General features: G+C 66.7%; 2 protein-coding genes. Both read left to right on the top strand.

Annotated elements, in window-relative coordinates; all coding sequences use genetic code 11:
• Positions 1-236: glycosyltransferase (locus tag RMO57_RS09340; RefSeq protein WP_414896401.1), on the top strand; the 236-nt coding region annotated here is incomplete at its 5' end.
• An 82-nt stretch (positions 237-318) separates the two neighbouring features.
• Positions 319-1583, top strand: a 1265-nt coding sequence (gene murC / locus RMO57_RS09335; protein ID WP_310385980.1) for a UDP-N-acetylmuramate--L-alanine ligase, incomplete at its 3' end; no start/stop codon positions are given.

Below are 1583 nucleotides of genomic sequence, written 5' to 3'. Positions count from 1 at the left end.
CGCTGGTCGTCAGCACCACCTCGCACCAGCGCGACAACGCCCGCTTCATGGCCCAACACGGCGCGGCCGTCTACCTGCCGCAAGAAGATATGTCGGCCGACGGCGTGTACCAGTTGCTGAAAAGCATGGACCGCGAGGCCTTGCTGGCGATGGCGGAAAAGGCCCGCGTGCTGGCGCGGCCCCGCGCAGCGTCCCGCGTCGCCGACGAAATTGAAGCCCTGGTAAAAACATCATGACCCCCACGTTCGCGACTGTGTCGCTTCACTGCCCCCCGAGGGGGCGCTTCGCTCCTTTGGGGCGGCCCGGCAGGAGCGAGTCATGAAGCACGCCGTCAAACACATCCACTTCGTTGGCGTCGGCGGCGCCGGCATGAGCGGCATCGCCGAGATCCTGCACAACCTCGGCTACACGGTGTCGGGCTCCGACCAGTCGGACAGCGCCACCACCCAGCGCCTGGCCGGCCTGGGCCTGCAGATCCATATCGGCCACGCCGCCGAGCATATCGCCGGCGCGCAAGCGGTGGTCACCTCGACCGCCGTCAAGCCCGACAACCCCGAGGTGATTGCCGCCCGCGCCCAGCGCATCCCGGTGGTGCCGCGCGCCGTCATGCTGGCCGAGTTGATGCGCTTGAAGAAGGGCATCGCGATTGCCGGCACCCATGGCAAGACGACGACGACCTCCCTGGTTACCGCCGTCTTGACCGAGGCCGGCATCGACCCGACCTTCGTCATCGGCGGGAAATTGATGAGCGCCGGCGCGAACTCGCGCCTGGGCTCGGGCGAGTACCTCGTGGTCGAGGCCGACGAATCCGATGCGTCCTTCTTGAACTTGCTGCCGATGCTGGCGGTGGTCACCAATATCGACGCCGACCATATGGAAACCTATGGTCACGACTTCGCGCGCCTGAAGGCCGCTTTTGTCGAGTTCCTGCACCGCATGCCCTTCTACGGCGCGGCCGTGCTGTGCGGCGACGATGCCGGTGTTCGTTCCATCATGCCGCTGCTGTCGAGGCCGCTGATCAGCTATGGCTTCAACGAAGGCAATGATGTGCGCGCCGTCGACGTGCAGGCCTTGGCCGGCGGCCAGATGAGCTTCACCGTGCAGCGCGCTGATATGGTTGATCTGCCCATAATGCTGAATCTGGCCGGCGCTCACAATGTCTTGAACGCCCTGGCCGCGATCGCGGTGGCGACCGAGCTGGAGTTGCCGGATGCACCAATAGCAGCGGCGCTGGCCCAGTTCGGCGGCGTCGGCCGGCGCTTCCAGCGCTACGGCGATTTGCCCGCTGTCGGCGGCGGCGAGTTCTCCCTGATCGATGACTACGGTCTCCACCCGGTCGAGATGGCCGCTGTGTTGGCGGCCGCCCGCGGTGCCTTCCCCGGTCGGCGCCTGGTCTTGGCCTTCCAGCCGCATCGCTACACCCGCACGCGCGACTGTTTCGAGGACTTTGTGCGCGTGATTGCCGGCGCCGACGAGGTGCTGCTGACCGAGGTCTATGCGGCCGGCGAAGCGCCTATCGTCGCCGCCGATGGTCGCGCTTTGGTAAATGCTCTGCGGGCGCTGCGCGTGGCGGGCAAGGTCGA

It is taken from the genome of Roseateles sp. (assembly GCF_031397715.1).
GTDB lineage: Bacteria > Pseudomonadota > Gammaproteobacteria > Burkholderiales > Burkholderiaceae_C > Paucibacter_A.
This window is presented reverse-complemented; position numbering and strand designations above follow the sequence as displayed.